This window comes from Ruegeria sp. G2, from assembly GCF_056533505.1.
Window position 1 is genome coordinate 475225 of record NZ_JBQFON010000002.1, and the last position, 12173, is coordinate 487397.

Annotated in this window: 14 protein-coding genes; 7 read left to right on the forward strand and 7 right to left on the reverse strand. The window is 56.6% G+C overall.

Translation table 11 applies throughout. The features are described from left to right. Positions 1-16: 16 nt before the first annotated feature. Together mutL and ACR0DU_RS07040 are read left to right on the forward strand one after the other, a co-directional pair. Positions 17-1867 carry a DNA mismatch repair endonuclease MutL gene (gene mutL, locus ACR0DU_RS07035; protein ID WP_480873264.1) on the forward strand — a complete coding sequence of 617 codons (1851 nt, stop codon included), beginning with the start codon at positions 17-19 and terminating at the stop codon, positions 1865-1867. Positions 1868-1919: 52 nt separating this feature from the next. Continuing rightward, positions 1920-3149: a DNA recombination protein RmuC gene (locus ACR0DU_RS07040; RefSeq protein ID WP_480873265.1), complete on the forward strand. Its 1230-nt coding sequence runs from the start codon at positions 1920-1922 to the stop codon at positions 3147-3149. A 3-nt stretch (positions 3150-3152) separates the two neighbouring features. Here ACR0DU_RS07040 and ACR0DU_RS07045 read toward each other — a convergent pair whose 3' ends face one another. The 3 genes from ACR0DU_RS07045 to ACR0DU_RS07055 all read right to left on the reverse strand — a co-directional run bounded on the left by ACR0DU_RS07045 (position 3153) and on the right by ACR0DU_RS07055 (position 4924). After that, positions 3153-3494, reverse strand: coding sequence for a hypothetical protein (locus ACR0DU_RS07045; protein ID WP_480873267.1), 342 nt, complete (start codon positions 3492-3494; stop codon positions 3153-3155). 112 nt (positions 3495-3606) lie between these two features. Further along, positions 3607-4257, reverse strand: a complete 651-nt coding sequence (locus ACR0DU_RS07050; protein ID WP_480873269.1) for a ChrR family anti-sigma-E factor — start codon at positions 4255-4257, stop codon at positions 3607-3609. A gap of 10 nt (positions 4258-4267) precedes the next feature. Next, complete coding sequence (locus ACR0DU_RS07055; RefSeq protein ID WP_480873271.1) at positions 4268-4924, reverse strand: sigma-70 family RNA polymerase sigma factor; 657 nt, start codon at positions 4922-4924, stop codon at positions 4268-4270. 149 nt (positions 4925-5073) lie between these two features. Here ACR0DU_RS07055 and ACR0DU_RS07060 point away from each other — a divergent pair, with 149 nt between their 5' ends. The 4 genes from ACR0DU_RS07060 to ACR0DU_RS07075 all read left to right on the forward strand — a co-directional run bounded on the left by ACR0DU_RS07060 (position 5074) and on the right by ACR0DU_RS07075 (position 6907). Then, the gene (locus tag ACR0DU_RS07060; protein WP_480873273.1) at positions 5074-5844 is read left to right on the forward strand and encodes a DUF1365 domain-containing protein; all 771 of its coding nucleotides are present in this window, start codon (positions 5074-5076) and stop codon (positions 5842-5844) included. Positions 5845-5929: 85 nt separating this feature from the next. Further along, complete coding sequence (locus ACR0DU_RS07065) at positions 5930-6247, forward strand: DUF3775 domain-containing protein (protein WP_010438669.1); 318 nt, start codon at positions 5930-5932, stop codon at positions 6245-6247. A gap of 165 nt (positions 6248-6412) precedes the next feature. Further along, on the forward strand, positions 6413-6649 hold the full coding sequence (locus tag ACR0DU_RS07070) for a DUF1127 domain-containing protein (protein ID WP_170780341.1): 237 nt from the start codon (positions 6413-6415) through the stop codon (positions 6647-6649). A gap of 132 nt (positions 6650-6781) precedes the next feature. Beyond that, positions 6782-6907, forward strand: coding sequence for a DUF1127 domain-containing protein (locus ACR0DU_RS07075; RefSeq protein ID WP_170780342.1), 126 nt, complete (start codon positions 6782-6784; stop codon positions 6905-6907). A gap of 63 nt (positions 6908-6970) precedes the next feature. Here ACR0DU_RS07075 and ACR0DU_RS07080 read toward each other — a convergent pair whose 3' ends face one another. Genes ACR0DU_RS07080 through ACR0DU_RS07095 form a run of 4 tightly spaced genes read right to left on the reverse strand, consistent with a single transcriptional unit; the run spans position 6971 to position 10462 of the window. Further along, complete coding sequence (locus ACR0DU_RS07080) at positions 6971-8113, reverse strand: saccharopine dehydrogenase C-terminal domain-containing protein (RefSeq protein ID WP_170780343.1); 1143 nt, start codon at positions 8111-8113, stop codon at positions 6971-6973. 3 nt (positions 8114-8116) lie between these two features. Beyond that, complete coding sequence (locus ACR0DU_RS07085; RefSeq protein WP_480873275.1) at positions 8117-9172, reverse strand: saccharopine dehydrogenase; 1056 nt, start codon at positions 9170-9172, stop codon at positions 8117-8119. A gap of 14 nt (positions 9173-9186) precedes the next feature. Beyond that, complete coding sequence (locus ACR0DU_RS07090) at positions 9187-9801, reverse strand: glutathione S-transferase family protein (RefSeq protein ID WP_480873277.1); 615 nt, start codon at positions 9799-9801, stop codon at positions 9187-9189. Between the two features lie 10 nt (positions 9802-9811). Next, on the reverse strand, positions 9812-10462 hold the full coding sequence (locus ACR0DU_RS07095; protein WP_480873279.1) for a histidine phosphatase family protein: 651 nt from the start codon (positions 10460-10462) through the stop codon (positions 9812-9814). Positions 10463-10607: 145 nt separating this feature from the next. On the opposite strand from ACR0DU_RS07095, the gene ACR0DU_RS07100 reads away from it, so the two are divergent. Next, positions 10608-11795 carry a Zn-dependent hydrolase gene (locus ACR0DU_RS07100; protein WP_480873280.1) on the forward strand — a complete coding sequence of 396 codons (1188 nt, stop codon included), beginning with the start codon at positions 10608-10610 and terminating at the stop codon, positions 11793-11795. Positions 11796-12173: the final 378 nt, after the last annotated feature.

Genomic DNA, 12173 nt, shown 5'->3' on the forward strand with positions numbered 1-12173 from the left:
TGCTAGGTATAGTGGTATGGTGTATGCAGACCCCAATATCAGCAATGATCGCCCGGTAATTCGGCAGCTTGATGATGCAGCGATCAATCGGATTGCTGCAGGTGAAGTCGTGGAACGGCCGGCCTCTGCAGTTAAAGAATTGGTCGAAAATGCCATAGATGCCGGGGCCAAACGCATTGCCGTCGAAGTCGCGGATGGCGGCAAGACCCTGATTCGTATAACCGATGATGGCTGCGGCATCGCCGCTGAAGATTTACCGCTGGCGTTGTCGCGTCATGCGACATCAAAGATCGACGGGTCCGATCTGCTAAATATCCACACATTTGGGTTTCGCGGGGAAGCGCTGCCCTCGCTGGGAGCGGTTGGTCGTTTGACCATTACCAGTCGCGTACCGGGCTCGGAAGCCGCTAAAATCCACGTGGCGGGTGGCAAAGTGGAGGCGGTGAAGCCTGCCGCTTTGCGCACGGGGACAGTGGTCGAGCTGCGAGACCTATTCTACGCGACCCCGGCACGGTTGAAGTTCATGCGCACGGACCGGGCTGAGGCGCAGGCAATTTCCGACATCGTGAAACGTCTTGCGATGGCCGAGCCTGCAATTGCGTTCACCCTACGTGATGTTTCGGGTGGTGGAGAAGGTCGCGTGACCTTCCGCGCCGACCGCGAGAATGGCGATCTGTTTGATGCGTTGCACGCCCGATTGGCGCGCATACTAGGACGTGAATTCGCTGAGAACGCGTTGCAGATTGATGCCACCCGCGAAGGGCTCAGGCTGTATGGTTATGCCGCGCTCCCGACCTATTCGCGTGGGGCTGCCGTCGCGCAGTATCTGTTTGTCAACGGACGACCTGTGCGGGACAAGATGCTAACCGGTGCTCTGCGCGCGGCCTATTTCGATTTTCTCAGTCGCGATCGACATCCGGCCGCAGCGCTGTTTATCGACTGTGATCCAACGATGGTGGACGTGAATGTGCATCCGGCTAAATCCGAGGTTCGGTTCCGCGATCCGGGCCTAGCACGTGGGTTGATCGTATCCAGCCTGCGCCACGCGCTGGCCGAGGCCGGACATCGTGCGTCTTCGACTGTCGCAAATGCAACCTTGGGTGCGATGCGGCCCGAGCCCGCGCCCGCTGCGCCAGCGCGGGTGTATCAGATGGATCGTCCGTCACCGATGGCGCGTCAGGCGGCCTATCGTGCGCAATCTCCTGGCTTTGCGGAGCTGTCACAGAATTATAGCGGGCGTATCGTGGAGCCGGTGCCAGAAACTGCTCCAGTGGAAGAACCGCAGGACCTGCCATTGGGGGCCGCACGAGGTCAGGTGCACGAGAATTACATCATTGCCCAGACGGCAGACGGCATGGTGATCGTCGATCAGCACGCCGCGCATGAACGGTTGGTCTACGAAAAGCTCAAACGCCAGGTGGCCGAAAACGGTGTCGCCGCCCAAGCCCTGTTGATCCCTGAAATTGTCGATCTGACAGAAGGGGACTGCGCGCGGTTGATGGCCGTCGCTGATGATCTTGCGCGCTTTGGGCTGACCATCGAACCCTTTGGCGGTGGAGCGGTCGCTGTGCGCGAAACTCCGGCCATTCTGGGTGAAGTCGATGCTCGAGCCATGATCCTCGATATCCTGGATGAGCTTGCCGATCAGGGCGAAAGCCAAACCGTGCAGGCACGGATTGAGGCGATCCTCAGCCGGGTGGCCTGTCATGGTTCAGTCCGATCAGGCCGTCGGATGCGGGCAGAAGAAATGAACGCCCTGCTGCGCGAGATGGAGGCGACGCCCCATTCCGGCCAATGCAACCATGGGCGGCCGACCTATGTGGAACTGAAGCTCAGCGATATCGAACGCCTGTTCGGTCGCAGTTGATCCATCGGCCCTGTCGGGCTATGAAGAATAAAACAAGAACATCCGAGGCGACATGATCGAGATAGCTGGTACTCAATATGCGTTGAATGACCCCGTCATCCTGATCACTGGCGGAGTTGTGGCGTTGATTCTGCTCTTGCTGTTTCTATCGCTACGGGCGTCACAACGCTCGGCCCGGATGGCCGAACCCTTGGCCCGGCAGATGGCCCATTTGGGACAGCATGTGCAGCAGCTTGGTCAAGGGCAGGAGCAACTTCGCGGCGGATTGCAGCATGTCTCGGACACGCAGGCCAATGCGCAGGTGCAGGTGATCCAAACGGTCGAATCCCGCCTGTCTTCGGTGCAGCAGCAGATGAATGACCGGCTGGCGGATAACGCGATGAAATCGGCGCGCGCCTTGGCTGAGATGCAGGAGCGGATGAAGGAATCGCTGCATGGCTCGTCGAAGCAGACGGCGACTTCGCTGACGCAGCTTCAGGAACGTCTGGCTGCAATTGACAAGGCGCAAGACAATATTACCAAGCTGTCTGGCGACGTTTTAAGCCTACAGGACATCCTGTCGAACAAACAGACGCGCGGGGCGTTCGGGGAAATCCAGCTGAACGATATCGTCTCGAAGGCGCTTCCATCGGACAGTTTTCAGCTGCAGGCCACTTTATCGAACGGGCGGCGGGCGGACTGCCTGATCAACCTGCCCAACCCCCCAGGACCGATCGTGATCGACAGTAAGTTTCCGTTGGAGGCCTATGAGGCGCTGATCGGATCGACCAACGATATGGAGCTGAAAGCCGCGGTGCAGATGTTCCGCAGTACCGTGCGCAAGCACATCAACGATATCGCCGAGAAGTACATTCTGGACGGTGAAACAGCTGATGGGGCGCTGATGTTCCTGCCGTCCGAGGCGGTCTATGCCGAGCTGCACGCCAAGTTCCCGGAACTTGTGCAGGAGAGTTTTTCGAAACGCGTCTGGATCGTGTCTCCGACCACCTGCATGGCGACGCTGAACACCATGCGCGCGATCCTCAAAGACGCGCGCATGCGCGAGCAGGCCGGTGCCATCCGCAAGGAGCTGGGAATGCTGCACAAGGATGTGGACCGTTTGGGTGAACGTGTCTCGAACCTTGATCGCCATTTTGGTCAGGCGGCCAAGGATATCTCGGAAATCAAGATAAGCGCCGAAAAGGCGGGCCGTCGTGCGCAGCGGTTGGACAATTTTGACTTCGAAGAGATTGCGCCGGATGACCACACAAATGTGGTGCCTCTGGGAAAGACCGAAGGTTGAGCGTTACTGGATCGACAGGTCCAAATTATAACCAACCGTCTTGCCGGTGTCGCGATCGTTCCCCATCAGATAAACACGTATGGTGTAGTCGCCATTATCTGGAAGCTCGATCCGGGCGGTATTGCCATCAATTGAACCATTGTAAATTGCAACCCCGTCACTGTTCGGCGGCAGGATATTGAAATAGATCACGCCATAGCCGTTGGTGTCACTGACCTTGAGGTCGGCGAACATCTCCTGCCCAGCCTTGGCGCCCAGTTTATAGTCGAAATATTCGTTTCCGGTTACAGTACCATTCACCATCGTACCGAAATTGCCCGGTTGGAATTTCACTTCTGCTGTCATCTGAGCGGAAACGCTGGCTCCGAAGGCCATTAACAGCGCTAAAGTTGCCATCCTTAACAATACTGAGATCTCCCATTTAGTTGGCGTCGGTAAACAACCCTACCACAACGAATTAGATTCGAAGAAATGGCTGGAACAGGCGCGGCATCAACTTGCTAAACTTCAGCGGAGCGTCGGTAACGGCCAGGCAAATGCAATCTTCGGAAATATCTGCCGTGGGCGTGTGATGGATAGATTGGTCGGCAATTTCGACATCGCCGCGGGCGAAGCGATCAATCTCATCTGAGAATGCACCCTGCAGGACCATCGTCAGTTCTATGCCATTATGGCTGTGATCCGGCACCGCTGCCCCGGCGGGGATAAACAACAACCGGGCGGTGGCTTCGCTGGTCGTGGGCAGGATTGCCTGTTTGACACCCATGCCGACGGGCTTCCATTTGATCGCGTTCACGTCGCCGCCAACATAGTCCTGCAGCGGTGCCGGAAGAACTGCACAAGATGGTCGCGCGGGTTTCGCCTTTGGTGCACCCTGAGCAATCAATGCCATTGTTGCCGCCAATGAACCGTCGCTCATGCTTGCAGTCGCATCTTGTTCCTGTAAAACGCATCCGCCAACTGCGTCAAAGCTTTCAGCGCGGGCGCGGCAGTGGTCGCAAAGAGATAGGTGCGTGGCGACCATCAGGTCGAACGCTTCGGGCAGATTGCCTGCGGCATAGGCCATCAGCAGGTCGTCTGTCAGGTGATGTTTAATCTCGTTTCTCATGCTCGTCATCTCAGTTCATCGCGTAGCGCAAGCGGTCCAGCGCCAGCCGTATCCGTGATTTGATCGTCCCCAAAGGTAACCCGGTCTGAGATGCGATTTCTCGATGGCTCAGATCTCCGAAGTAGGCCTTCTCGATCAGCTGTCTTTGCGCCTCGGGTAATGCCGCCATGGCATCACGCAGCTGCGCGGTTTCCTGTTGCAGCGCCAGAACATCTTCCTGTTCCGGCTCCGCCTCTGGCCCCCACCAGAGGTCTTCGGGTTCAGGGCGGCGTTGCTTTCGCAATACGTCAATGCGCTTGTTTCTTGCGATAGTGAACACCCAGGTCGCAACCGTTGCCCTTGTCGGGTCAAACAGATGCGCCTTGTGCCACAAGGTCGCCATGACCTCCTGCGCGCATTCCTCCGCCAGTGCAGCGTCTGACCCGGACTTGATTAGAAATGCCTTTATTCGAGGTGCAAAATGCTGGAACAGTTCAGCAAATGCGATCTGATCCTTCGCATCTCGGATGCGACGGACGTGATCCACCCATTCCTTTCTCGTGTCACAATCTTTGTTTTGTCCGTTCACCGATTTACCTTTGAATCGTTTGGCTCCGTGCACGGCACTTTTGACAGCAGGTTGTGCTGCCGCATCGTCCAAGGTCACGGTATCTATCTCGGTAAACATAACCTCATTACGTTGTCTGACCCAAGTTGGATCAGTCTGGTGCAAAAAATTTCATCCAAAACGAGCAGTATTTCGTAATGTATGATGTAGGGGCATTCGGAAATGGATGTCTTTTGAACAGTTTGCAGTCAGTACGGAACATCTGCGTTATGAACACTGTTGATCACATCGCGGGTCATACCTTTCATGGGCGCAAGGGTGCGATCGATAATTCGTTTCGCTATTCAATCGATTATGTTCTGTTTGACCCTGAAGCATGTGCCAAGACGCCCTTTTTGTTTTCGTTCAACAAGGTGAATCTGACCGGATGGCGAGATAGCGATCACGGTGGTGAGCCTGGTCGGGGTCGCGGCGCGATTTGGCTGCGTGAGTGTTTTGAGGCGCAGGGTATTCCTCAGCCGGATCAGATCACTCTGTTGACCCAACCGCGCATGCTTGGGCATGTGTTCAATCCCGTGAGTTTCTGGTTCTGCTTTGATGACGTGAATCAGCTCTATGCTGTGGTTGCTGAAGTGACCAATACTTATGGTACGCGTCACAGCTATCTGTGCCACAAACCCGATCATTCGCCCATCGCGTCAACTGATCGGATACTGGCTGACAAGTTGATGCATGTCTCGCCGTTTCAAGAAATTGAAGGGACCTATACGTTTCGATTTGATTATCGCGACGAGCGCGTGGGTGTCTGGATCGACTATGGCCGCGGCAGCGGGGGGCTGATCGCCACCCTGACGGGTCCACGCCGGCCGCTTAGCAACCGCATTATTCTGAAATCGCTCTGGCGCCGACCGTTCGGAGCGCGAAGGGCGGTGTTTCTGATCCACTGGCAAGCGCTTAAGCTATGGGTCAAGCGCGCCCGGTTCAGCCCCTTTCGCACCGCGCCCGTTCCTGATCAGCCGGTATCGCGTTCACATCAGTAAAGCCCTCCGCTTTGCGCAAGATCAAAGACGATCGCCTGTGGCATCGTTCAGATAACAGTGAACCGCGAACACGAGGAGTTGGGACATGTTGGAAATCTCGGCAAGAAAAATCGCCCAGGTTGCCATGATGGGGCGAGAGTTGAACCGGGCCGAGGGCGAGTTACGCGCATTCATCGAACGCATGAGCGAGGATGAACAAGCAGAACTGGTCGCCGTCATGTGGGTCGGTCGTGAGAGCTTCTTCGCTGAAGATCTGGCCGAGGCCATTGCTACCGCAAAGTCCGAGGCCTCAACCCCTTGCGCGGATTATCTGATAGGAACGCCGCATTTATCCGATCACCTGGAAAATGGGTTGGATGCGCTGGGAATCTCTGCCGAAGATGTTGAAAACGATCTGATGTAATCCCTGTTCTCGCGTTATGGCGTATGGGTTGGTCCGGATGCTGGCGCATCGGATTGGTTGATCCGCTTTCATTAAACAATATTAATGCGGCGTTCCTCCGAGGTTAATGTCGAGTTCTTTTATCAGGTTCATCAACAGCAACGATGAATACTGGAGGAATTCGACATGGCACACGTCAATACAACCGCGGCTGATTATCGGTCTCTTTTCTTCGGCCAGTTTGCGAACCAGCCTGAGGCCCCATCTGCATGGCAGCGTCGCAGAGTTTACAACAAGACGATCCGAGTGCTTGAAAAGCTCAATGATCATCAGCTTAGCGATATCGGCATCCCACGCGCTGAGATACGGCAGCGCGTATATCGAAACGTTTATCACAACACGCCCTATCAGGCCTGCTCTTAGGTACTGTCCGGTGCGATCCGAAAAGCAATCTATGTAAGTAAGCGCGAGGTAACGAATATGCTGGATAGCAACCCAAATCCGAAACAGAACGTGTCTAACAGTGCGCTGTTATTGTTCGATCAGGCGATGAGAATGCGCGCAATCCAAGCCGATATCGTTCGCGCCGGTCAAGAGCTGAACCGTCTTTCAGATTTCGAATTGTCAGAGCTTGGGCTCAATCGCTGCGATGTTGAAGCGGTGATAGCGCAATATATTTGACGGCTGTCAGCGACGCCACAATGTGATCAGCCGCTTCGCGTGTTCGAAGCGGCTGATTGCGTTTTAGGCAGTGTGGTCCGCGATTTGCAGGTGTTGCGCCAGTGTGTCGATCTCGTCCATCCAACCCTGTACCAGTTTCGGATCACTTGGCGCGGCGTGGACACCGGCAGGGATAGCACGGTTCAGGACGGCTTCGACTGCAAGGGACACCGGGATCGAAACCAGGCGTGCCATGGCCGTGCCGCGTTCGTCACCCCAAGCGTCCATGACATAGGTCTTATGCCAGACCTCAACGCCTTCTTTCTCGGCTTTCAGGCCCACACACAGAACCACGCGGTCGGGTTCGCCCTCGTCATAGGCGTTTTCTTCCCAGAACTGATCCGACATCTCTTTCAGGCGGGCGTCGCCTTCTGGCCCTGTGAGGGTCTCGATTTCAGTAAACACATCCGACCACGCGTCAGCCCAACCGTTCAGGCGCAGGGTGCCGCGGACGAATTCTTTGACCGGCCAGTGATCCTCGAACTGGTACTCGGCCTTAAACGGGATCGAGTCGCGGTTCGGGTAGACCTCGAAGCTTTCGGGCGTGGGCAGCGGGGCGATATAGCTGCTGATCGCGTCCCACGGGCGCGCGACGTCCAATGGGGCATAGTCGCGGATTGATTTCGACGGTGAGCGCAGCGCCTTTAGAACACCCAATGGAGACCAGCTGAACTTGTAGCGGAACGGGTTTGGGTTCTTCGGGATCCCGCCGCAATACGAGATAAAGCTTAGGTGGTTCTGGGGATCGAAGGCGCCCGAGGCGCGGTAGTCGGCGACCAGAGCATGCGCCATCAGGTGGTCGATCCCAGGGTCCAACCCGACCTCGTTGACCAGCGCGACACCTGCCTCGCGCGCCTTGTCGTCCAAAGCGCGCATCTCGGGCGCGATGTAGGAAGACGACACAAAGTTGGCCTCTTTCGAAATTGCCAGCTCTGCCAGTGGTACATGCCAGTCACCCGGCAGCATCGAGACGATGATGTCGCCCTTCTCAAGCACCGCGCCTAGGGCGTCGATGTCGAAGGCGCGGATGTCATCAGTCAGGTCTCCGACCTCGGCCTTGGCCTTGTCCACGGTCCGGTTCCAGACAGCGACCTTGTGCCCGCCTTCGATTAGGCGGCGCAGGCCGGGGATGGCCGACAGGCCGGTGCCACACCAGTGAATCGTCATCTCTCAGATCCCTTCGATATGTGTTTTGTAGGTTGCCTCAGCCCGCCCCCAGACACCGCTGTCCAGATCGGTCAGCGTCAGCAGGGACGGTAGCAATTGCGCCGCGTAGTCTTGCGAGCTTTCGACGGGCAGCATCGACGGCAAATTGTCGATGGCCATCACATCCATGACCGGGTTGGTCGCCACGCGCAAAGCAGGGGCGTTCCATGAGGTGGCACGGTCATAGACCGGCACTGGGTTGTAATCGCTGTCCGGGTCGCAGGCCACGTCGCCGATGGCCGTCAGACTGCGTTTTGCGCTCAGAGCATCGCGCGGGACAAAAACCGGGGTGCCCGGTCGGGCGAAGATGCAGTTCAGGAAGAGATCATGATCAAGGATTTCGGGAAATGGCCCGCCGCTGGACGTCTCGGCAATGTCCCATTTGGTGACGGCAACCCCCATGGCCTCGCACATATCGGCGGCGCCGGTGCCGACACGGCCTAACGCGCCGATAACGATGGCGCGGGGACGCTCGGCTCCTGTAGCATCCAGTTCGGCCATCAGTTCAGCATTCAACGCGTCTTTGTTGGCATAAACACCAACGGGTGGGCATTCCTGCCCGCGTTGCTGCGCTGCCCATGTCTTCAGTGTAACCGCAGCCCCGGCGTAACCGGCCCAATAGCCAAAGGCAGCAACCCTGCGGCCATCTGCGTCCACCAGATATTCCAAGTCATAAAGCGTGCCGCCACCGGCCTTAAACCGCCGCAACAATTCGCGTCCAGAATGCTGACCCTTATAAGCATGGCCAAACATGATGTGGCGGTGAGGCAAGGGCGTGCCATCCTCGGGCAGCTCTTTCAAGCCAAAGACGATTGCGTCAAGCGGGGCTTCTGGCCACGAATTCTCGGACGCGATTTCGCAACCTGCCTGTCTGTAACCATCCAAAGGAATAGCCCGTACAGAGCTTTTTTCGACCGTCACACGAATGCCTGCAGCGATCAGTGCGGCGGCACCTTCAGGGGTAAGCCCGACCCGTTCCTCGTTCGGGCGCTGTTCCGCCCGGACCCAGAGATGTGTCATCATACTTCCTTTTGTCAGAGCATTCCGGCGGCGCGCACCGCCTGAACCGATGGCCGAGCCTCCATCGCCTCGCGGAAGGCGATGATCTTGGGAAAGGCCGAAACGTCGACGCCGTCACCTTCCAGCCAGCTACAGACCACATAGAGGTAAGCGTCGGCTAGCGAGAGTGTCTCACCCAACACGAACGGACCACGCAGCCCGTTTGAAACGATATAGCCGCATGACTCGGTCATCGTCTGGGGTACCTTGTCCTTCATGTCCTTCCAACTGGCCTTCTTGTCCGCCCAACGAGGCCCGCGCAGTTTGTGCGCGTGGTTCACATGCATGGTCGAGGCCAGATAATACATTACCTCCCGCATTCGCGCTGCCATCACGGGATCTGCCGGAACCAGCCCGACCTCGGGTGCTTTGGCGGCAACAAACTCCAGCAGGGCGCCGGTTTCAGTCAAAATGCCACCATCAACCGCAAGCGCAGGTACACGGCCTTTGGGATTAATTTGTCTGTACGCAGGCTTTGTCTGCTCACCCCCGGCGAAATCAAGCTGCACGGCTTCATATTCCAAACCGGCCTCTTCCAGCGCAATCGCCACAGCGACTGAGATTGTGCGGGGGGCAAAATAGAGCTGCATCCGAGCCTCCTTACAGGTGGGTTTGGGCAAAATGCCGATCTGGTGCTTCCAGATGGGGCACTGCATTGAACAGGACCGGGCTCAGCTGTGAACCGATTGGGTGCAGACGATGCATCGACGTATTCATGATGGCAAGCGCCACCCGTGCCATCGAAGTGATATCCAGCATCATAGCCTGCCGGACCACCATCGAGATCAGCCCCCCGGATGTCACAACAATCGCGGGCCCGCCTTCGGTCCCGATGTCGCGCAACGCGTCGCGGACGCGGGTTTCAAATTCGACGAAGGTCTCTGGCGGGTTTTCAATTTCGCCATTGGCCCAAGCGGTAAATGTCTTGGGAAGATGTTCCACAAACTCTTCGCGGTCGATTGGAATCGCCACGCCATGTTGCTCATGAAACAGCTGCGCGAGGGTGAAGTATTCAATTTCGTTGAGGCGCGCGTCGTGCACAGGTTCGGCCAAACCCATGCTGGCTGCTGTCTCCATATGACGTGTAAGGGTGCCACAATAGACCCGAGGGTGATGGGCCTGGGTATCTTTCAGATGCGCACCCAGCCAACGCGCTTGCTGGTGGCCCAGATCGCTGAGCCTGTCGTAGCTATTCTCGTCCCGCGCGGCGGTGTTGGCCTGCCCGTGACGCACCAATGTAATGAATGACATTTCGAACCCTCTTGCGACGAAGTCTTAGGGCAGCTTCGCGTTCGGGGCCAGAGGGGTTTGGGGAAAAACTGCATCAATTCACGCCCCTCCCTTGCGAGCTAATCTGACGGGCGTATTGTGCATTCTGGTTGATCGGGGGAATGTAATGGCAGTCGACGAAAAACGGTTTCTGGAAGATCTGCATAAATTACGGCAGTTCGGAGCTTCTGGCGTGGGCAAAGGTGTCATTCGGCCTGCTTATTCTGAAGCTGACATTGCAGCCCGTCATTGGCTGGCAGGCCGCATGGCCGAAGCCGGGTTGACCCCCCATTTCGACCCGGTTGGAAACCTTTTCGGATTAGCTGAAGGACCGTCGCTGTTGATGGGGTCGCATTCAGATAGCCAACCCGAAGGCGGTTGGCTGGATGGCGCATTGGGTGTGATAGCGGCGCTTGAGGTCGCGCGGTCCAGTGAGCAACCTATTTCAGTTGTCAGCTTTCAAGATGAAGAAGGTCGGTTCGGTGTCACAACGGGCTCGGCGGTTTGGTCTGGCGAATTGGATCTGGAACGGGCAGATGAGCTGACTGATCATACCGGAGAGACCTTTGGTTGCGCGCGCGCGTCGATGGCGGATTGTGCCGCTAGTTTCGTCGACCCGGGTCGGTTCACCGGGTTCATCGAAATGCATATCGAACAAGGCCCCTCGCTTGACACGCAGGGTGACCAGATCGGTGTTGTTACCGACATCGTCGGCATTCGCGATATGGTGATTCAGTTTGTTGGCCAGCAAAACCACGCAGGTACAACGCCCATGCACCTGCGACGCGATGCATTTCAAGCGCTGTCCCTATTCAATTCACGCCTTAATGACCAGTTTCGTAACGTGGTAACGCCGCAAACAGTCTGGACTATTGGGCATGTAGACCTGCATCCCAGCGCGTCCTCAATCGTGCCGGGCCGCGTGCGTTTCTCGATGCAGTGGCGCGATGGAGATGCAGATCGGCTGGCAAAGATGGAAGAGATCATTCGCAACACCGCGAGCGATATCGCCGCACAAACGGGTGTGGAGCTTAGCTATGGATCCCTTCTGGGCTTAGAGCCTGTGGCGATGGATCACAAACTTCGCAAAGCGCTGGAAGCGGCTGCCGAGCAGATCGCGCCAGGCCGGTGGCGACGGATGCCATCAGGGGCTTTGCATGATGCAACCAATGTTTCGCGCATGATGCCGGTTGCGATGCTGTTTGTCCCGTCAATTGGTGGAATCAGCCACGATTTTGCCGAGGATACAACCGAAACTGACCTGGTTGCCGGCTTGAAGGTTCTGGATTGTGCGGTTCAGAAACTGAGGTCATGAATGTGATAAGGTGCTGTAAGATCTGAGCTTCTACCTTCGTATGGTCTGGGAAGGATTGGAAAAGCAAAGCAGTAAGTTAGGCGCGATCTAAAGAGTGTTGCTTAATGGAAAAAAGTTTCCTATAGGAACATTATTAAAGCATACACTCGCATACGAGCCTGGCCAGTCCTTGGTCTGCCATCGAAAACCGGGGCTGAATCGTTGCAAAATATTCAGCTTGGGTCAGACTGACGGGATAGCTTCTGTTCACTATATAATTAGAAGGTAGCCATCATGACATCCTTAAGACGCACGCCTCTTCACGCTTTGCATGTTGAGTTGGGTGGTAAGTTGGTTGATTTTGCTGGGTGGGAGATGCCTGTTCAGTATCCATTGGGG